This is a genomic window from Actibacterium ureilyticum, from assembly GCF_002285435.1.
Lineage (GTDB): Bacteria > Pseudomonadota > Alphaproteobacteria > Rhodobacterales > Rhodobacteraceae > Actibacterium_C > Actibacterium_C ureilyticum.
In genome coordinates this window covers 135,178-154,345 of record NZ_NSBT01000024.1, presented here as the reverse complement: position 1 = coordinate 154,345, position 19,168 = coordinate 135,178, and the positions used below count along the sequence as shown (strand labels likewise).

At 65.6% G+C, this 19,168-nt stretch carries 17 protein-coding genes; 5 read left to right on the top strand and 12 right to left on the bottom strand.

Annotated features, from left to right (window positions below; genetic code table 11):
• Positions 1–5: 5 nt before the first annotated feature.
• Both CLM60_RS06790 and CLM60_RS06785 read left to right on the top strand, forming a co-directional pair.
• Positions 6–821, top strand: a complete 816-nt coding sequence (locus CLM60_RS06790) for a trypsin-like serine peptidase (RefSeq protein WP_095588407.1) — start codon at positions 6–8, stop codon at positions 819–821.
• 135 nt (positions 822–956) lie between these two features.
• Positions 957–1,412, top strand: a complete 456-nt coding sequence (locus tag CLM60_RS06785) for an Hsp20 family protein (RefSeq protein ID WP_095588676.1) — start codon at positions 957–959, stop codon at positions 1,410–1,412.
• 110 nt (positions 1,413–1,522) lie between these two features.
• Here the strand turns inward: CLM60_RS06785 and CLM60_RS06780 are convergent, their stop codons facing one another.
• From CLM60_RS06780 to CLM60_RS06770, 3 genes are all read right to left on the bottom strand, one after another.
• Positions 1,523–3,451: a vWA domain-containing protein gene (locus CLM60_RS06780; protein WP_095588406.1), complete on the bottom strand. Its 1,929-nt coding sequence runs from the start codon at positions 3,449–3,451 to the stop codon at positions 1,523–1,525.
• On the bottom strand, positions 3,448–3,987 hold the full coding sequence (locus tag CLM60_RS06775; RefSeq protein ID WP_095588675.1) for an RNA polymerase sigma factor: 540 nt from the start codon (positions 3,985–3,987) through the stop codon (positions 3,448–3,450). Before CLM60_RS06775 ends, CLM60_RS06780 begins: the two co-directional genes overlap by 4 nt.
• Positions 3,988–4,343: 356 nt before the next feature.
• Positions 4,344–6,506, bottom strand: a complete 2,163-nt coding sequence (locus tag CLM60_RS06770; protein WP_095588405.1) for an esterase-like activity of phytase family protein — start codon at positions 6,504–6,506, stop codon at positions 4,344–4,346.
• 207 nt (positions 6,507–6,713) lie between these two features.
• Here CLM60_RS06770 and CLM60_RS06765 point away from each other — a divergent pair, with 207 nt between their 5' ends.
• Together CLM60_RS06765 and CLM60_RS06760 are read left to right on the top strand one after the other, a co-directional pair.
• A complete protein-coding gene (locus CLM60_RS06765; protein ID WP_095588404.1) occupies positions 6,714–7,061 on the top strand; it encodes a DUF779 domain-containing protein in 348 nt (115 codons plus the stop codon).
• Between the two features lie 107 nt (positions 7,062–7,168).
• Positions 7,169–8,035: a DUF4238 domain-containing protein gene (locus CLM60_RS06760; RefSeq protein ID WP_095588403.1), complete on the top strand. Its 867-nt coding sequence runs from the start codon at positions 7,169–7,171 to the stop codon at positions 8,033–8,035.
• A 30-nt stretch (positions 8,036–8,065) separates the two neighbouring features.
• On the opposite strand, the gene CLM60_RS06755 is transcribed toward CLM60_RS06760, so the two are convergent.
• From CLM60_RS06755 to CLM60_RS06720, 8 genes are all read right to left on the bottom strand, one after another.
• A complete protein-coding gene (locus CLM60_RS06755) occupies positions 8,066–9,532 on the bottom strand; it encodes an NAD-dependent succinate-semialdehyde dehydrogenase (RefSeq protein ID WP_095588402.1) in 1,467 nt (488 codons plus the stop codon).
• A gap of 71 nt (positions 9,533–9,603) precedes the next feature.
• Complete coding sequence (locus CLM60_RS06750; protein WP_095588401.1) at positions 9,604–10,590, bottom strand: P1 family peptidase; 987 nt, start codon at positions 10,588–10,590, stop codon at positions 9,604–9,606.
• Between the two features lie 63 nt (positions 10,591–10,653).
• Positions 10,654–11,394 carry an SDR family oxidoreductase gene (locus tag CLM60_RS06745; protein ID WP_095588400.1) on the bottom strand — a complete coding sequence of 247 codons (741 nt, stop codon included), beginning with the start codon at positions 11,392–11,394 and terminating at the stop codon, positions 10,654–10,656.
• Between the two features lie 57 nt (positions 11,395–11,451).
• Positions 11,452–12,219 carry a hypothetical protein gene (locus CLM60_RS06740; protein ID WP_095588399.1) on the bottom strand — a complete coding sequence of 256 codons (768 nt, stop codon included), beginning with the start codon at positions 12,217–12,219 and terminating at the stop codon, positions 11,452–11,454.
• A gap of 120 nt (positions 12,220–12,339) precedes the next feature.
• The gene (locus tag CLM60_RS06735; protein ID WP_095588674.1) at positions 12,340–13,788 is read right to left on the bottom strand and encodes an aldehyde dehydrogenase family protein; all 1,449 of its coding nucleotides are present in this window, start codon (positions 13,786–13,788) and stop codon (positions 12,340–12,342) included.
• Positions 13,769–15,376 (bottom strand): ABC transporter ATP-binding protein, encoded by a 1,608-nt coding sequence (locus CLM60_RS06730; RefSeq protein ID WP_095588398.1) that lies wholly within the window; start codon positions 15,374–15,376, stop codon positions 13,769–13,771. Before CLM60_RS06730 ends, CLM60_RS06735 begins: the two co-directional genes overlap by 20 nt.
• Positions 15,373–16,194: an ABC transporter permease gene (locus tag CLM60_RS06725; protein WP_425427213.1), complete on the bottom strand. Its 822-nt coding sequence runs from the start codon at positions 16,192–16,194 to the stop codon at positions 15,373–15,375. Before CLM60_RS06725 ends, CLM60_RS06730 begins: the two co-directional genes overlap by 4 nt.
• The gene (locus CLM60_RS06720; protein ID WP_095588396.1) at positions 16,191–17,138 is read right to left on the bottom strand and encodes an ABC transporter permease; all 948 of its coding nucleotides are present in this window, start codon (positions 17,136–17,138) and stop codon (positions 16,191–16,193) included. The genes CLM60_RS06725 and CLM60_RS06720 overlap by 4 nt, the downstream gene beginning before the upstream one ends.
• Before the next feature lie 223 nt (positions 17,139–17,361).
• Here CLM60_RS06720 and CLM60_RS06715 point away from each other — a divergent pair, with 223 nt between their 5' ends.
• Complete coding sequence (locus CLM60_RS06715; protein WP_176473816.1) at positions 17,362–18,570, top strand: aminopeptidase P family protein; 1,209 nt, start codon at positions 17,362–17,364, stop codon at positions 18,568–18,570.
• A gap of 6 nt (positions 18,571–18,576) precedes the next feature.
• Here the strand turns inward: CLM60_RS06715 and CLM60_RS06710 are convergent, their stop codons facing one another.
• Complete coding sequence (locus CLM60_RS06710) at positions 18,577–19,164, bottom strand: NAD(P)H-dependent oxidoreductase (RefSeq protein ID WP_095588394.1); 588 nt, start codon at positions 19,162–19,164, stop codon at positions 18,577–18,579.
• Positions 19,165–19,168: the final 4 nt, after the last annotated feature.

The window sequence follows — 19,168 nt, the reverse complement described above, 5'->3', positions numbered from 1 at the left end:
GTGCGATGATCCGATCCCTGTGCCTTGCCCTGGCCGTGATGGTGGCCCCGGCGGCCCGCGCCGATACGGCGCTGGACCGTCTGACGCTGCGCTCGGAACGTCTGGGGTGGGAGGCCGTGGGCCGTCTGGATGTGGGCAGCGTGGGGTTCTGTACCGGCGTGCTGGTGGCGCCCGATCTGGTGCTGACCGCCGCGCATTGCCTTTATAACAACAGCACCGGCGCGCGCCGCGATCCGACGCAGATGATGTTCCGCGCCGCGCTGCGCGACGGGCAGGCGGTGGCCCAGGTCAGGGTGCGCCGGGCGGTGGTGCTGCCCGGCTATGACCCGCTGGATGTCGATCAATTGACCCAGTTGCAGAACGATGCCGCGCTGTTGCAGCTGACGCAGTCGATCCCGGCGGGACATGCCGCGCCCTTCACCGTGGGCCGGGCCGTCGATGCGGGTGACCGGGTCAGCGTTGTGTCCTATGCCCGGGGCCGGTCCGAGGCGCCATCCTGGCAGCGTGAATGCCGGGTGTCGGGGCGCGGGCAGGGGGCGATTGCCTTTACCTGCGATGTCAGTTTCGGTTCGTCCGGGGCGCCGGTGTTCGAAACCTCGAAAGGCCGCCCGCGGATCGTGTCCATCGTGTCGCGGGGCGCGCGCAGCAGCCGGGGCATCGTGGCCTATGGCATGGAAATCGCCGGACCGCTGCGCAAATTGAAGGCCGCGATGATCGCGGGCGACGGCGTGTTTCCCAAGGAAACCGTGACCTCGCGCCGCGTGACAGTGCAACAGGGCGCGCCGAAATCGGCGGGCGGGGCGCGGTTCGTCCGGCCCTGAGGGGGCTTGAAACGCCCGGTGTGACTTCCCAGATTTGTGATGTTCCGGTGCCTGTTCAGGGCCGGAAAACAGCAACGACCGGGCGCGTCCGATGGCGGAGCGTCCGCAGACAACATCGCTCGATGGAGGATGATGATGAGAAGTTTCGATCTTGCACCGCTTTACCGTGCCACTGTCGGTTTCGACCGGGTGGCCGATCTGATGGACCGGGTTCTGTCCAGCGACGTGACCCAGCCCAGCTATCCCCCGTATAACATCGAAAAGACCTCGGATGACAGCTATCGGATCTCGATCGCCGTGGCCGGCTTTGCCGCGGACGAGCTGTCGGTCGACGTGAAGGAAAACGCGCTGATCGTCGCGGCCCGCAAACCGGCCGAGGATGACGCGCGCACCTATCTGCACCGGGGCATCGCCACCCGCGCGTTCGAGCGCCGGTTCCACCTGGCCGATCACGTGCGCGTCACCGGCGCGACCCATGCCGATGGGATGCTGCATATCGACCTGGTGCGCGAAGTGCCCGAGGCGCTGAAGCCGCGCCGGATCGAGATCGCGCGTGGCGACGAGGTCGAGGGCAAGGTCCTGGAGGCCTGATCGCTTCGGCACGTGCTGCCAAATTGCGGCGCGGAGCCTGACGGCCCCGCGCCATTTCTTTTCGTGATGCCTCTTCCGGGTGACCCGGAAGAGGGGCGCAGGCGGCCCCGTCAGGGCCTTTGGACGGTCAGGCTTTCGGCCAGGCGCATCAGGGTCAGCGCCTCGGCCCGGTAGCCGAAGGGATCGGTGCCGCGGGTTTCGCCCGCCAGTGCAATCGCATCGGCATAGGTCCAGCCGCCTGCCAGTTTCTCCCCCCGCAGCAGTCGCCCGAACCCGGCGATGGCCGCCGCAAACCGCGCGTCGTCGCTGGCGTCGGTGGGGTGCGCCGGGATCGGGGTTTCGATCAGTTGGCTTTCGGCCGCGCCGGGCTGTTTGTAGCGCAGGCGCAGGAAGCCCAGTTCGTTTTCGAACGCGGCGGGCGTGTCGCTGGCGGTGCCATAGCGCAGCGCGTCGGTCAGTTCGGCGGGCGATCCGGTGGGCGTGACCTCGTAAATCGCGGTGACGCTGTGACCGGTGCCGATCTCGCCCGCGTCGACGCGGTCATTGTTGAAATCCTCGCGCCGCAGCGCACGGGTTTCATAGCCCAGCAGCCGGTATTCCGAGACCGTGGCGGGGTTGAATTCGACCTGGATCTTGACGTCATCGGCAATCGGGAACAGCGCGCCCGACAGTTGATCGACCAGAACCTTGCGTGCTTCGGCCAGGGTGTCGATATAGGCCGCCATGCCGTTGCCGTTCTGCGCCAGCGCCTGCATCGTGGCGTCGTCCAGATTGCCGCGCCCGAAGCCCAGTACCGACAGGTAGGTGCCGCTGTCACGCTTGTCGGCGATGAAATCCGTCAGCGCATCGGGGTCCGACAGGCCCACATTGAAATCGCCATCGGTCGCCAGCAGGACGCGGCTGACCTCGTCCTCCTCAGCCATCGCGGCGGCGGTGGCATAGGCCTGTTGCAGCCCGGCCTGCCCGGCGGTCGACCCGCCCGCATCCAGCCGGTCGAGAGCGGCCAGGATCGTGTCGCGTTCGCTGGCCGACGTGGGCGCCAGCACCTGCCCGGCGCTGCCGGCATAGGTCACCATTGCCACCTGATCTTCCGGGCGCAGTTCCGACAGCATCAGCCGCAGCGACTGTTTCAACAGCGGCAGCTTGTTGGGCGCGTTCATCGACCCTGACGTGTCGATCAGGAACACCAGGTTCAGCGGCGGGCGATCCGTTGTCGCGGGCAGGCGCCCCTGCAGCGCGATATGCACCAGTTGGGTGTCCGCGTTCCAGGGCGTCTCAAACGTGCTGACCGTGGGGCGGAAGGGCGCGCCATCCGCATCCGGCGCCGGATAGTCATAGGGGAAATAGTTCACCATCTCCTCGATCCGCACGGCGTCTTTGGGCGGCAGCGCGCCGGTCATCAGCGATTGCCGCACGATGCCATAGGAGGCCGTGTCGACATCGATCGAGAAGGTGGAAACCGGCTCATCGGCCGTGATCTTCAGCGGGTTCGGTTCGGCCTGGGGGAAGGCTTCGGTGTCCATGGTATCGGGGCGGAGCACCGGATCGGCGGGCAGGATGCGCGGCGGCGCCTCGCGCGTGGCGGCGCGGGATTTGGCCAGGCTTTGCGCCGCGCCGCCCACGAAGGCCTCGGGCGCGGGGGCCGCGAGGGTGGGAGCGGCATCAAGCGCTATCTCGGGCTCCACCACGGGCTCAATCAGCATCTCATCGCGCTCGGCCGCATCGTCCACGCGCGCCTCGGGCTGTGTGGTAATCTGGGGTGGCTGGGTCAGGTTGCCGGTGGGCAGAACGATCAGCAGCGCGGCACCGGCGGTCACCAGACCGGTGGTCAGGGCCAGCCCGGTGCGGGTGGTCAGTTTGTCGAACATTGCGGACACTCCTTTCAGAACCGTGTTGGTCTGACGTGTGTCGGCGGGGCGTTCTTGGTGGCTGTCGAAATTATCCAGCGCCGCGCGCAGATGGGCGGCTTTCTTGCCCGGGTCGGCGGGCGGGGTCGCCTGCAATGCCTTGGCCAGGCGGTTCAGATCGTCGTCGCTCATGCTTGGCTCTCCTGTTGGTGGAGCGCGCGCAGGCGCTTTTTCACTTCGGACATGCGCCAGGCCACTGTGCCTTCGGACAGGTCCAGCACTTGGGCGGCGTCCTTTTGGCTCAGCCCCTCGCCCAATGTCAGCGCCACGGTATCGCGCAGGTCGTCGGGCAGGGCGCGCATGACCTGGGCCAGCCAGTCCAGCGCGGCGGCGTCCTCGGCATTGGCGGCCTGGCGGTTGAGTTCCCAATCCGCCCAGCCCGCGGCGGCCCGCGCGTGGGTGGCGGCGCGGCGGCGGCGGTCATGGGCGGCGTTGACCGCCACGCGATAAAGCCATGTGGTGAACCGTGCCTCGGCCCGGTAGCCGCCCAGCTTGTGGGGCAGGGCCAGGCAGATGTCCTGGGTCAGATCCTCGGCCTCGGCCCGGTGACCGGTCAGGCGCATGGCAAAGGCGAACAGCCGGTCGTAGTGCCGGTCGAGCAGGCTGGCAAAGGCCTGTCGGTCGCCCCGTGCCGCCGCGAGGGCCAGGGATTCATCAGCGGTATTCATGCGCATAGTGTTTGGTTGGACGCGGCGCGCGGGTCAATCCTTGGCGCGTGGCTGAAAATTTCTGCAACTTTTCGCAGTGCTGTAGACACTGACATCATTTGTATATACACAGTATATTTCATTGCTGGCGTATCTATATGCGTTTCAGCGTCCAATACGGAGAAGACCATGGCGAAGAAAAGCAAAATCAAAGACCTGAAAAAAGAAGTCAAAGTCCGCAAGGCGAAAGTCGCCAAGCAAGAGGCGAAGCTGAAAGCCGCCAAGAAGGCGCTGAAGAAGGCCGCGTAAGCCGCTTTTGGCACTGAAAAGGGGCTGGTCGAAACCAGCCCCTTTCTTTTCCGCCGATCGGCGAATGATCAGTCGACCTGGCCGATCGAGAAGAACATCGTTTCGCCCGAATGATCGTCGACCCCGTCATTGTCGGTGCTGACCCAGGCGGTGCCATCGGCGGCAATCGCCAGACCTTCGACCTTGTCCAGAACATAGCCGCCGGTCGCGGTCAGATCGGGGATCAGGTCGCGGACCTCTTCCTTGCGGACCACGGGCAACTCGCCGCCCAGCGGGGCGGGGGTCATCTCGGCCAGCGGGATGCGATAGATCTTTTTCGTCACCGCGCGGTGGTCGTGCTGATTGTCGCGTTCGACCACATAGGCGTGATCGCCGTGAATGGTGATCTCCGACAGGCCGACCCAGCCGGTTTGCGGTTCCGCCTTTTCATAGCGCACCGCGCCCCAGTCGCCGGTTTCGATGTCACAGGCGACCAGCTTCACGGTGTTCGTCGGATCGTCCGCCCATTCGCGCTGTACCGCCATCCACAGGGTGTTGCCGTGCTTGGCGATCCCTTCGAACCCGAAGCGCTTTTCAACCGCCATCAGCTCCGGCGGCAGGCCGATTTCCCGGGTGATCGCGCCCTTGGCGTTCACATGATAAAGCGCATGCGGCACGACGCGGTCGGTGCGGCCTTCGGACGCGACCCAGAACCCGCCTTCGCCATCCAGCGTGATGCCTTCCAGGTCGAGCTTCTGCGCGGGTCGTCCGGCGCGGGTAATGCGGATCACATCGGTGATGCGGGCGGGCGTCTGGGTGGTGTCGATCTTGAAGATCGAGGGCTGGAAGCCGTAAAAGCTGTCATTCACGGCCCAGACGGTGCCGTCCTGATCCGCGACCATGCCCGAGATCGCGCCCCAGCCGGTCAACTCGTCCATGCCCGCGCTGGTCAGCATCGGGTAAGCGGCAGGTGCCTCCTGATACTCATAGATCATCACATGCGCCCGCGCGCCGCCGTCTTCGATCAGGTCGGATTCGTTGGCCGAGACCAGCAGGTTGCGGTCGGGGATGGTGACATAGCCTTCGGGGCCCACGCCCGAGGGCAGAAGTTGTTTCAGCACTGGATTGGTCGGGTCGGTCGCGTCATAGACGCCGACGATGCTGGCGCGTTCGGCGCCGACAAAGATCATCGGCGTGCCGCCGAACGTGGCCGCAGTCACCGATTCCGGCTCGACGCCCTTCGCGTCCGAGCGTTTGTCGGGATAGTGTCCGATCTGCACGATGGCATGTTCAAAGCTGGTGCCGCTGTCATAGACGACCGTGCCGTCCTTGGAGAAGATCGTCCACCCGCGCGAGCCGCCTTCGTAATCGCCCTCGTTCGCAGTGGCGAAATGGGTGTCGTCCAGCCATTTGACCGCATCGGGTTCGCGTTTGCGGCCCTGTTGGCTTTCGGTGAAGACCAGCGCGCCGCGTTCGTCGGTGGCGTCGATCCCGTCCAGATCGACGGTGCCAGCGGGGAAATGGTTCACGATGCTGCCGTCGCGGCCCACCACGACGATGTGGTTGTTTTCCTGCAAGGTGACGACGGTTTCGCCCAGGGCGTTGATGTCGACATATTCTGGCTCGGGGTCTTCGCCCGCAATCTCGGCCAGGCCGGTCAGGTCGACGACCGTCAGGCTGGCGCAATCCAGATTGCCACCCTTCACGTCCACCAACACCAGATTGCCGGCGGGCAGCTGCGGGATGACGCCGTCATTCAGGTCCTCGTCACGCTCGTTCTCGATCGCGACCGAGATAAAGCTGCCATCGGGCGCCTTGGCCACGCTGTCGGGCTGACCGCCCAGATCACAGGCCGCAAGCTCGGTCCCGTTGGCGGTATTGATCGCCTTCAGCACGCCCGACGGCGCGGTGAAGCTTTCGGATGTATTCACGCCGACAAAGGCGGTGGTGCCGATGACGGCCACGCTGGTCGGCTCGCCCCCCAGCGCGATATTGCCCTTGGGCGCTGGGTTGGCGGGGTCGGTGATGTCGATCATGCCCAGCACCTTCAGCGGGCTGTCGGTATAGACCAGCGTCATGCCATCGGCGGTGACATCAATGATCTCGGGGCTGGTTTCGCGCTTTGTGTCCGCGCCCTGGTCCATGTTCTTGACCACCGGGAAAGAGGCGATGCGGTTGAAGTTCATCTCGGCAGCGGCGGCACCTGCGGTCAGTGCAATGACCAAGGTGAGGCCCAGAAGGCGCGATGTCATGGAAGGTCCCCCAGTTCAGGATAATGTGCCTGAACCGATTGGCCAAAACCGGTGACGGTTGCGTAACGTGCGCATGTCGGTTTTGTAAAAAGCCACGCCGGGGCGGCTCACCGCAACGTGATGGCGGACCGGGGCACCCGGGACTTTGGTCGTCTGGCCCCTGCGCGGGCCATGCCCTAGGCTGAACCTGTTTCAAGGGAGAAGGCGATGACGGAAAATTCGGAAAAGGTCGTGGTGACCGACGCGGCGCTGGCCCTGCTGGCCGAGCTGCGCGCCGAACATGGCGATGTGGTGTTCAAGATCTCGGCCGGGTGCTGTGACGGGTCGGGGCCGATGTGCTTTCGCGCGGCGGATGCCTTTATCGGGGTAAACGACATCCAGTTGGGCGATGCCGATGGCGCGGGGATCTGGGCCGCGCCTTCGGTCGCGGGGCTGTGGGAGAATTCGCAGATGATCCTGGATGCGGGCCCCGGCAGCGGCGCGGGGTTCAGCCTGGACGCCGGACGGTCCACCCATTTCCTGACCCGGGCCCGGATCTTGTCAGCCGGGGGCTGAGGCGGGAGCAATTGTATCTGCCTCGACGGACGCGAGATGTCGCATTTGCCTTGGGTGGATATATTCCTCATAGTCTGGATGTTTGATTTCCGGATATCAGTTGAGCCGTGTCGAAGCGCAGCAAGAACCACCATTATGTGCCTAAAGTTCTGCAAAAGCAGTTCTGGGCGCATGATGAACATGTCTGGTATTCCGAAAAAGATGAAAGCGGGCAGTACTGCGCGCCTTATCTGAAGCACGTAGATAAAACATTCTTCATTAAAAATTATTACACGGTGCTCGATGGGGATGAGTTGTCAGATGTCGTCGAGAAAAAATTTTACGGTAGTATCGACAACTATCTTGGGGAAATTTTCCCTCAGATCATGGGAATTTTTGAAGCAGGCTCCGTGCCGGAGTTTGAGGGTGAGGCGCTCCCCTCTCTGATAAACGTCATTGTGGAGATGATAAAACGCACGCCTGAATTCACAAGAAGATACGAGGATCTCGCCATAGGTCGCGAAGTTGCCCTCGATGTGCTCAACCAAGATGAGAGCGACGAACGAAAGCAGGCAATGTTGGCTTTGCTTCAGAATGAATCGAAGCTGAAAGAGCTTGGGCGCACTGTTAGAGTAAGGGCGACAATCGATATTTCCGATCGTATGGCATCGATTCTTGATGGCTTTTCTTTACGTTGGGCGATAAGCGAAACAAATCACTCTTACCTTCTTTCCAGCCGTATAGGCTATCAAATCGGAAATGGCGGTCCCAACGGGCTTCAAAACCATAATGCTGAAATATGGATGCCTGTTTCTCCAAAGCATGCGTTGGTTCTGTTGAGGGATCCGGCGAACCGAATCCCGCCAAAGCATGTGGTCTCGCCCATGCAGATGCGAAAAATAAACGAGTACGCAGCGCGAAATAGCAATCAAATCGCCTCACACAGTCAGAGATTGATTGAATCGATCGTGCGGAAAAGGGCGGTGCTGCGCTAGCCCGCCTCAATTCCCGCGCATGATCCTTGCTCAGACACTCATGCAGATATATTTCATCTCCAGGTAATCCTCGATCCCGTGGCGGCTGCCCTCGCGGCCCAGGCCCGATTGCTTGACCCCGCCAAAGGGCGCGACCTCGGTCGAGATGATGCCGGTGTTCACGCCGACGATGCCGTATTCCAGCGCCTCGGCCACCTTATAGACGCGGCTCAGGTCGCGGGCATAGAAATAGGACGCCAGCCCGAAGATCGTGTCATTGGCCATGGCGATCACCTCGTCCTCGTCCTTGAACCGGAAAAGCGGCGCGCAGGGGCCAAAGGTTTCCTCGCTCGCGACCTGCATGTCCTGGGTGACGCCGGTCAGCACGGTGGGTTCGAAATACGTGCCCGACAGTTTCTTGCCGCCGGTGGCGATCTGTGCGCCCTTGGCGGTGGCGTCGTCCAGATGCTCCTGCACCTTGGCCACGGCGGCGTCGGTGATCAGCGGGCCCAGATCGGTGCCATCCTCCAGCCCGTCGCCGACCTTCAGCGCCTTGACCGCGGCGGCCAGCTTTTCGGCAAAGGCGTCATAGACACCGTCCTGCACATAGATCCGGTTGGCGCAGACACAGGTCTGGCCGTTGTTGCGGAACTTGCAGGCGATGGCGCCTTCGACCGCGGCATCCAGATCGGCATCGTCAAAGACAATGAAGGGCGCGTTGCCGCCCAGTTCCATGCTGCATTTCATCACCTGATCGGCGGCCTGCCGCAACAGGATCCGGCCCACATTGGTCGAGCCGGTAAAGCTCAGCTTGCGCACGGTCTCGTTCTCGCAGAACTCCTTGCCGATGTCCGAGGCCTTGGTCGAGGTCACGACCGAAAACAGCCCCGCCGGCAGGCCCGCGCGTTCGGCCAGCACCGCCAGTGCCAGCGCCGACAGCGGGGTCAGCTCGGCGGGCCGGGCGACAAAGCCGCAGCCGGCGGCCAGCGCGGGGCCGCATTTGCGGGTGATCATCGCGTTGGGGAAATTCCATGGTGTGATCGACGCGGCCACCCCAATGGGCTGACGGATCACGGTCAGGCGCTTGTCGGGCTGGTGGCCGGGGATGGTCTCGCCATAGATGCGCTTGGCCTCTTCGGCGAACCATTCGATGAAGGACGCGCCATAGGCGATCTCGCCCCGCGCCTCGGCCAGGGGCTTGCCCATCTCGGCGGTCAGGATCTGCGCCAGATCCTCCTGGTTGGCCATCATCAGATCGTACCAGCGGCGCAGGGTGTTCGCGCGCTCCTTGGCGGTGCGGGCGGCCCAGTCGCGGCGCACGGTGTCGGCGGCGGCAATGGCGCGGGCTGTTTCGGCCCGGCCCAGGTCGGGCAGGGTGGCGATCACATCGCCCCGCGCGGGGTTGATCACGTCGAAGGTCGCGCCGTCATCGGCCGCGATCCAGTCGCCGGCGACATAGGCCTTGTCGGCCAACAGGCTGGGGTCGGACAGGCGGGTGCGCAGGTCGGTGGCGGGCATGGGCGGGATCCTTCGGAATTGCTGTACCCCCGATGCAAACCACGCCTGCCCGGGCATGTCCAGTCACAGGATCAGCCAAACCGCGATTGCCAGCAGGGAAGGACATCGCCCGTCGCCGAACGCGCCAGATAGACCCCGCGCGCAATCGCCCGCGCCAGGCAACAGGCCGCCGCATGCCCCAGCGTCAGCGCCGCCGCCGGATCGGCCAGCGGCACGGTCGCGGTCGCGGCGGCAAAGACCAGATCGCCGTCATGCGGGGTGTGGGCGGGCACGATGGCGCGGGCCATGCCGTCATGCGCGGCGGTGGCCAGGCGCTGCGCCTGCGCCTGGCTCAGCGCGGCATTGGTGGCGACGATGGCGATGGTGGTGTTTTCGCCCGCCGCGCCCTTCACCGCCGGAATGACCCCGCCATCGCGCCGCGCCGATGGGCCCAGCCCGCCGAACTCATCGCCCAGCTCGAACGGCGCGGCCCAGAATTCCGGCCCGTCGCCCGCAATGACCGATCCCAGCGCATTCACCGCCACCAGCGCCCCCACAACCAGCCCGCCGGGCAACCGGACCGAGGCCGAGCCGAGCCCGCCTTTCAGCGTCGCCGTCGTCGCCCCGCAGCCCGCCCCCACGCTGCCCAGGTCGAACACCGGCCCCGCCGCCTCCAGCGCCGCGCGCCCCAACCCGGCATAGGGGTTGCGATCCCACCCCTTGTCGCCGCCATTCAGCAGATCGAACAGGATCGCCCCCGGCACGATCGGCACCCGCTGATCGCCCACCGCGAATCCGCGCCCCATCGCCCGCAGCCCATCCGTCACCCCCGAACAGGCATCCAGCCCAAAGGCCGAACCGCCCGACAGCACCAGCGCGTCGACCTGTTGCACCAGCTTGTCGGGCGCCAGCAGGTCGGTTTCCCGCGTGCCCGGCGCGCCGCCCATCACATGCACGGCAGCGGTCAAGGGCGCATCGGCGGTCAAAACCGTCACCCCGGATTTCAGCGCTTCGTCCTGCGCATTGCCCACCAGAATTCCCGGCACATCCGTGATCAGGTTTCGCTCGCCCGGCTGCATGTGTCCCATCCCTGCTTCTTCTTGGTCCAAATACTCAAAAACGGGCCGCAGGCCCGCCCGCCCTCAGATACAGCGCCCGCCATCGACCTCCAGCGCGACGCCGGTGATCATGGCGGCCTCGTCCGAGCACAGGAACAGCGCCGCATTGGCCAGATCCTCGGGCGTCGAAAACCGCCCCAGCGGGATCGTGGCCAGGAACTTGGCGCGTATCTCGGGCGTGTCCTCGCCCATGAAGCTTTTCAAAAGCGGCGTTTCCCCCGCCACCGGGTTCAGCGCATTGACCCGCACGCCATGCGGCGCCAGTTCAACGGCCATCGCGCGGGTTGCGGTGATCATCCAGCCCTTGGACGCGTTGTACCAGTTCAGGTTCGGGCGCGGGCTGACCCCGGCGGTCGAGGCGACGTTCAGGATCGCCCCGCTGCCGCGTTCCTTCATCCCCGGCACGAAATGCCGCGCGGTCAGATAGACCGATTTGGCGTTCACCGCCAGAACGCGGTCGAATTCGGCCTCGGTCACCTCTTCCATCGGCTGCGGCAGATGGGTGATCCCGGCGTTGTTGATCAGGATATCGGGCGTGCCGAAAAGCGTCGCGGCGGTCCGCGCCATCTCTGCCACGCTGTCATTGTCGGCCACATCCACGGCGCAGGCGGTGCCGCCGATTTCCGCCGCTATCGCCTGTGCGGCATCTGGGTTGATATCGGCCACCAGAACCTGCGCGCCCTCGGCCGCGAAGCGCCGCGCGATGCCCGCGCCAAAGCCCGACCCGGCGCCGGTGATGATGGCTGTCTTGCCCTTTAGTCGCATGATGCCCCCCTTGTCCTGCGGGTACCTTAGACCGCGCAGACAGGGCGGACCAGCGCCTTAGTCCTGCATGAAATAGATCATCGCAAGCTGCGCATCGGGCCCCTGCACATCCAGGACCGAGGCCAGGAACAGCTGCGACACGGTGCAGATGCTGCGATTGCTGGCGCGCGCCGGGTCCTGCCAGGCGCGATAAAGCGTGTCGCGGTTTTTCTGCGCGTTCAGGCGCAGGTCGAACCGGTCGAAGATCTTGTTCTCGACCCGCGTCACCTCGGCCCGGCTCAGCGCGCGGGGGCGGCTGTGGCTCAACCCGGTGACCGCGGCGGCATATTGCACATCGTAATAGGCCCTCAGCGCCGCCGGATCCAGCCGCGCCAGAACGCCGTCGGTCTTTTCGCTGGCGCGTTCAGGGTGCAGCGTGCCCTTGACCAGCTTGCCGCAATCGGTCTGCGACAGGGATCTCAGGATCGCGGCATCGGTGCGCAGCAGGGTGCGCATCTGGGTCGTGCTCAGATGGCTGAAGCCGCGGTTCATCAACAGATCGACCGGGTCTTCCAGCGGCTGCCCGACGGGGCCGCCATCGCGTACAAGACCCAGGTAATAGTCGGTGACAAAGCCCACGATGGCCTGATTGCCATAGATCCGCTTCAGGTTCGCCAGCACGATCTCATAGCGTTCGCCGGTGAACCCGTTCTTGCGGATATTGGCGCGCAGCACCGGGTCCAGCGGGATGCGCTGAATGCTCTGGATGATTTCCTCGCGCGATTCCTGCGCCCCGGCGATGGGGGCGGCGATCAGAAACAGCAGGGCAATCAGGATGGCGCGCACGGGTGCTTTCCCAGGGTCGATGAAGGGGGTCTTGCCCCCAATCACGCATAGTTTGCGGTGCTGCACCAGCGAAATCCCCCCGGTCGCGGGGTTTTGAACAGGCCCCGTGGCTTTCGCACCCTATCCGTGCAGGGCCGCGACCGTTTTCAGCCGCGAGAAGCCGTAAAGCGCCTCGAACCCCTTTTCGCGGCCATGGCCGGATTTGCCGACCCCGCCAAAGGGCAGCTCGACCCCGCCAGCGGCGCCGTAATTGTTGATAAAGACCTGACCGGCCTCCAACGCCCGGGCCAGCCGCATCTGCCGCGCGCCGTCGCGGGTCCAGACCCCGGTCACCAGCCCGTAATCGGTGCCGTTTGCAATGGCGATGGCCTCGGCCTCGTCCCGGAACGGGATGACCACCTGCATGGGGCCAAAGATCTCTTCCTGCGCCAGCCGGTCGTCGGGCGCGATTCCGGTCAGCAGGGTGGGCCGCACATAGCAGCCACCGGGCGGCAGGCCGTCGGCCAATTGCCCCTGCGCCGCGATCTGGCCGGGCGCGGCCAGCCCCAGATAGCTTTCGACGATTTCCTTCTGCCGGGCCGAGATCAGCGGCCCCAGATCCAGATCGTGCAGCGCGGGCCCGACATGCAGGGTTTCATACCGCGCCGCCATCATGTCGACCACGCGGTCATGGATGGGCTGTTCGACCAGAATGCGTGACGCCGCCGAACAGGTCTGCCCGGCATTCTGTATGCCTGCATTGACCAGAAACGGCAGGGCGGCGTCCAGATCGGCATCGGCAAAGACCAGCTGCGGGGATTTCCCGCCCAGTTCCAGCGTCACGGGCGCCACGTTCTGCGCCGCCGCGGCCTGTACCAGCCCGCCCGTGCCGACCGAGCCGGTGAAGGACAGGTGATCGACGCCCGGATGCGCCGACAGGGCCGCACCGGCCTCGGCCCCCAGCCCCGGCACCACGTTCAGCGCCCCGGCGGGCAGCCCGGCCTGCGCGGCCAGATCGGCGAAGGCCAGCGCGGTCAAGCACGCCTCCTCCGCCGGTTTCAAGACACAGGCGTTGCCCATCGCCAGCGCGGCGCCGACGGACCGGCCGATGATCTGCATCGGGTAGTTCCAAGGCACGATATGGCCCGTCACCCCATGCGGTTCGCGCAAGGTATAAACGGTGTATCCGGCCTGATAGGGGATGGTGTCGCCCATCACCTTGTCCGCCGCCCCGCCATAGAATTCGCAGTAGCGCGCCAGCGCGATCGCATCGTTGCGCGCCTGGGTCAGGGGTTTGCCGACATCCAATGCCTCGATCCGGGCCAGCGCGTCCGCATGTTCCAGAACCAGCTGTCCGATCCGGGTCAGGACGCGGCCCCGTTCGGTCGCGGTCATCGTGCCCCAATCGCCCGCCCGCGCATCCCGCGCGGCTTTGACTGCGGCGTCGATATCGGCGGCGTTGCCGCGCGCGATGCGGCACAGATCGGCCCCGGTCGACGGGTCGGTGACGGTCAGATAGGCGCCCGATTTCGGCACCCGCCAGACCCCGCCGGTAAAGACATGTTCGGGCTCAAACCACAGGTCTTTCATCGCCATCCTCCCTTTGCTGCCACTGTGGCGGGATTCGCGGCGCGGCGTCCAGAAGCCCGCGCGTATAGGGGTGCTCGGGCTGCGCCAGAACCCGGTCGGTCGGCCCCTGTTCCACGATCCGGCCCGCCCGCATCACCAGCACCCGGTCGGTGATCGCGCGCACCACGTTCAGATCGTGGCTGATGAACAGATATGACAGCCCCAGCCGCCCGCGCAGATCGGCCAGCAGATCCAGGATCTGCGCCCGCACCCGCACATCCAGCGCCGACACGGCCTCGTCCAGCACGATCAGTTCGGGCCGGGTGATCAGCGCGCGGGCGATGGCGATGCGCTGGCGCTGGCCGCCGGAAAATTCATGGATGTATTTGCCCGCATCATCGGGGGACAGATCGACGGCGCGCAGCGCCTCGGCCACCCGCGCATCGGCATCGGCGGGCCGCACGGTCAGGTGAAAGGGTTCGGCCACCAGCCGCGCGACCCTGTGGCGGGGATTGAAGCTGGCATAGGGGTCCTGGAACACCACCTGCATCTTGCGGCGCATGTCGGGCGGCATGGGCTGGCCCGCCTCGACCGCCTGACCGTCCAGCAGGATCTCGCCCCCCTGAAGCGCCTCCAGCCCCAGAATGGCGCGGGTCAGGGTGGATTTGCCGCAGCCGCTTTCGCCGACCAGCCCCAGGCTTTCGCCCCGGTGCAGTTGAAAGCTGACCCCATCGACGGCCCGCACCGGTTCGGCCCGACCCCAAAGGCCCCGCCGCGCACCGGGATAGGTGCGGACAGCCCCGCGCACCGCCAGCATCGGGGCTGGGTGGGGGGTGCTGCCGCCCTCGGGCTGATGGTCCGAGGCGTCGAAAAGCGCTTGGGTATAAGGGTGCTGGCGGGTGCGGAATACCTGTTCGGTCGGCCCCTGTTCGACGATCTCGCCCCGGCGCATCACCGCCAGATCGTCGGCCATATCCGCCACTACCGCCAGATCGTGGGTGATCAGCAGCAGCGCCATGCCCTCATCCGCGACCAGCCCTTTCAGCAGGTCCAGGATCTGCGACTGGGTCGTCACATCCAGCGCGGTGGTCGGCTCATCGGCAATCAACAGGCGCGGACGCAGGGCGATGGCCATGGCGATACAGACCCGCTGGCGCTGCCCGCCCGACAGCTGGTGCGGATAGCGGTCCAGCGGGAAACGCTCGGCGGGCAGGCCCACGCGGTCAAGCTTTTGCCGGGCGATGCGCCGTGCCTCGGCCCTTGTGGCGCGGCCATGAACCAACAGGGTCTCGGCCACCTGATCGCCGATGGTCTGCACCGGGTTCAGGGCGGTCATCGGTTCCTGAAAGATCATCCCGATCTCGTTTCCGCGCAGGGCGCATAAGCTGCGCTCGTCCAGCGCCAGCAGGTCGGTGTCGTCCAGCAGCGCGCGCCCGCTGACCTGCGCGCCCTGTGGCAAAAGCCCCATCAGTGCCAGCGCCGTCATCGACTTGCCCGAGCCGCTTTCGCCCACCAGCCCAAAGATCCGCCCCGGCGCCATGTCGAAGCTGACATCGCGCAGGATCGGGCGCCCGGCCAGCGAAAGGGAAAGATCGCGCACCCCGATCATGTGCGCACCCGCCGGAGGCGCGGGTCCAGCAGGTCGCGCAGCCCATCCCCCATCAGGTTCAGCCCCAGCACCATGAACACGATGGCCAGCCCCGGCAGCACCGCCAGGCGCGGCGCGGTATAGATCATCGTCTGCGCATCTGCCAGCATCCGGCCCCAACTGGGCGTGGGCGGCTGCGCGCCAAGACCCACGTAACTCAGCCCGGCCTCGGCCAGGATGCCCAGCGAAAACTGGATCGTCCCCTGCACGATCAGCAGGTTGGCGATATTGGGCAGGATATGTTCGACGCTGATCCGCGCGGCGCGTTTCCCGGCAACGCGCGCGGCCAGGATGTAATCCAGCGTCCACAGGCTCAGCGCGCCGCCACGGGCCACGCGGGCAAAGACGGGGATGTTGAAGATCCCGATGGCGATGATCGCATTCACCGCCGATGGCCCGAAAACGGCGGTGATCAGGATCGCGATCACAAGGCTGGGAAAGGCGAAGATCAGATCATTGCCGCGCATCACCAGATCGTCGATCCAATGCCCCCGGTTGGCCGCCGCCGTCAGGCCCAGCGGCACCCCCAGCGCCAGCCCGATCCCCACCGCGACCAGCGCGACCGCGATGGATGTCCGCGCGCCCACCATCAGCATCGACAAGATATCGCGCCCGAAATGGTCGGTGCCCAGCGGATAGGTCGCCGATGGCGGCTGCAGCTTGGCCGCAATGTTCAGCGCGGTGACGTCATGCGGCACCCAGACGAAGGACAGCACCGCCGCCGCGATGAAAACCGCCGTCAGGATCGCGCCCAGGATCAGTTGCACCGGCACCCTCATCGCCGGTGCCTCAGCCGGGGATCGACCAGCGCATAGGCGATATCGACCAGAAAGGTCACGGTGATCACGGCAAAGACCAGCAGCATCACCACGCTTTCCACCACGATCAGGTCACGCTGGGTGATGCCCTGAAAGATCAGCCGCCCCAGCCCGGGCAGGAAGAACACGTTTTCGATGATGATCGCGCCCGCCAGAAGGAAGGAAAATTGCAGCCCGATGATCGTCAGCACCGGGATCAGCGCATTGCGCAGCGCATGGCGGCGCAGGGCCTGACCCTGGCTCAGCCCCTTGGCGCGGGCCGAGCGGATGTAATCCTGGCCCAAGGTCTCGATCAGGGCCGAACGCAGGACGCGCGCCAGGATCGACGCCTGCGGCAGGGCCAGCGCCACGGCGGGCAGGATCAGCGCCTTGAGCGCGGGGCCGGCGCCGGCCTCCCACCCCGGGAAGCCACCGGCGGAAAACCAGCGCAGGTTCACCGCAAAGACCAGCACCAGCAGCATGGCGAACCAGAAATTCGGCACCGCGATACCCAGCTGCGTGGCACCCATGATGCCGTAATCCGTGGCCCGCCCGCGCCGGGCGGCGGCCAGCAGCCCCACGGGGAAGGCGATGGCGGTCGACAAAGCCAGCGCCAGCGCCGCCAGCGGCAGCGACACCCAAAGCCGCTGCAGGATCAGCTCGGACACAGGCACGCGATAGGTATAGGATTGCCCGAAATCGCCGCGCAGCAGGCCGCCGGTCCAGTCCAGATACCGCGCCACGGGCGACCCCGTCAGGCCCAGATCCGCGCGCAGGGCGGCCACCGCCTCGGGCGTGGCGTTCAGCCCCAGCATGAACGCCGCCGGATCGCCCGGCACCAGCTCGATCACCGCAAAGATCACCAGGCTGGCCACGATCAGGCTCAGCGTCAGCGACAAAAGCCGGGTCAGGACAAAATGCAACATATGCCGCAGGTTAGAGCGGGGATTGCAACCGCACCAGTGGCAAAATTCCCCGCCGCAACGGGCTTGCATTGCCGCGCGCCATCGGGAAAGCTGGCGGTCGAGCACGTGGCGATGGCGTCGCCACGGGGGATGTCCCCGCTTGGCGGCGCGCGCCGCCTGTCGTCCTGAACGCCGGGACCTTTTCAGGGGTCCGGCGCGGCCCCGGTGCATGAGGGTCAAGAAGATGACGGAACGTCCGGATTTCTTTCGGTTTCACAATGGCGAGAAGGCGGTGCTGCCCTTCGCGGCCGAGGAATACATGACGCGGCTGATGGGGCTGCGCACGGCGATGGATGCGGTGGGGGCCGATGCGGTCGTGCTGACCTCGATGCACAATATCGCGTATTACTCGGGGTTTCTCTATTGCGCGTTCGGGCGGCCCTATGGGCTGGTCGTGACCGCGTCCGAGGCGGTGGTGATCAGCGCGGGCATCGACGCGGGCCAGCCCTGGCGGCGGTGTGCGACCGATGCCATCACCTATACCGACTGGCGGCGGGACAATTTCTGGCGCGCGGTGGCCCATGTGACGGGGCAGGGCCGCCGGGTGGGGTTCGAGGGGGACCATCTGACCCTGGCGCAATCGGAAAAGCTGGACGCGTTTCTGGCCCCGTCCCTGCGCGTCGACATCGCGCCTGCCACGATGCAGCAACGGATGCGCAAGTCGCCTGCCGAAATCGCGTTGATCCGGGCGGGTGCGGCGGTGGCCGATATCGGCGGCTATGCGATCCGTGATGCGGTGAAGCCGGGCGTGCGGGAAATCGACGTGGCCATGGCCGGCCGCGACGCGATGGAGGCTGCGATTGCCGCGCAATTCCCCGACGCCGAATACCGCGACACCTGGGTCTGGTTTCAATCCGGGCTGAACACCGATGGCGCGCACAATCCGGTGACGGGCCGGGTGCTGGAACGCGGCGATATTTTAAGCCTGAACACCTTTCCGATGATCCACGGCTACTACACCGCGCTGGAACGCACGATGTTCGTGCAGGAGGTCGACGCGGCCTCGATGTCCTATTGGCAGGCGAATGTGGCGGCGCATGAATACGGTATGTCGTTGATGAAACCGGGCGTCAGCTGCGCCGAGATCACGCAGCAGATCAACACCTTCTTCGCGGACCGGGACCTGCTGCAATATCGCAGCTTCGGCTATGGCCATTCCTTTGGCGTGCTCAGCCATTACTATGGGCGCGAGGCGGGGCTGGAGCTGCGCGAGGATATCGACACGGTGCTGGAGCCGGGGATGGTCATCAGCATGGAGCCGATGATCACCATCCCCAATGGCCAGCCCGGCGCCGGGGGATACCGCGAGCACGATATCTTGATCATCACCGAGGACGGGGCCGAAAACATCACCGGCTATCCCTATGGGCCGGAAACCAATGTGATCGGCTAGCGGGGCCTATGCCCCGCGCGCGCCCAGCCGGGCCATTTCTTGCAGCCATTTGTCGACGGCGCCGGGCTTTGGTTCGCTGGCGCCGCCGAAATAGGTGATGCGGGCGGGTTTCAGGCCGACGAAGCCCAGGATCTGGCCGCGCAGCTGGCGCAGGATCGCATCGCCATAGCGCAGCCGCAGGAACCAGCGCGGCGTGTCCGAGGTCATGACGACCCGCGCGCTGCGCCCGGTCAGCATGGGCGTGGGCATGCCCATGCGGATTGCGCGGGTGTTGAAGGCGTGACCGGGCAGAAAGCTCCGGTCGATCAGCCCTTTCAGCTTCGCGGGCAGGCCGCCCCACCACATGGGCGTCGTCAGGACGAAATGCGCGCACCAGTCCAGATCGGCTTGAAACTGTTTCAGCGGGGCTTCCAGCGGCTTGATCTGCCGATAGCTGCCAAATTCGAAATCCATGTCGAAATTCAGATCGTGCAGATGGGTGATCCGCACCTCATGGCCCGCATCGCGCGCGGCCTGCGCATAGGTTTCGGCAAGACTGCGCGACAGCGAGGTGGCGGCGGGGTGTCCGTTCAGGATGAGAATACGTTTTGGCATGTGA